Here is a 417-nt window from a genome sequence, read left to right on the forward strand (position 1 = left end):
TCTAATTAAATTTTTATTTCTTTTTTTTCAATGTCAATTAAAGTATTATATGGTGGAATTTTTTTATTGGAAAATAAAATCTCATACGCTATTCTTTTATTAGAAGAAATTAAATATTTCTTATGCACATATACACATTTATTAGATAAGATTTTATCGCAAAATATGCCTTTTTTAGAGTATAAGCTTTTGATAAATTCATCATTATCATAAGACACAAGCCAAGGATTTTTTATTTCATCTTCCAATAGTAAATCAGCTAATGCTTTATGATCATCTATATTAAAATAAAAATTATATAAATCTTTTCCAGCCTTAAAATATGGCGGATCAATATATAATAAACTATTAGAATGCTCATTAGCAAACTTTTGAATGAAATCTATGCCCTCTAAATTACTAAGCTCTATTTGTTGG

The 417-nt window shown here is 23.5% G+C and carries 1 protein-coding gene; it reads right to left on the minus strand.

Annotated features, from left to right (window positions below):
- Positions 1-5 precede the first annotated feature (5 nt).
- Positions 6-417 (minus strand): DNA adenine methylase (locus AOG55_RS04670; protein ID WP_201779083.1); only part of this gene is annotated, 412 nt, incomplete at its 5' end.

This window comes from Acidiplasma cupricumulans (assembly GCF_001402935.1).
Lineage (GTDB): Archaea > Thermoplasmatota > Thermoplasmata > Thermoplasmatales > Thermoplasmataceae > Acidiplasma > Acidiplasma aeolicum.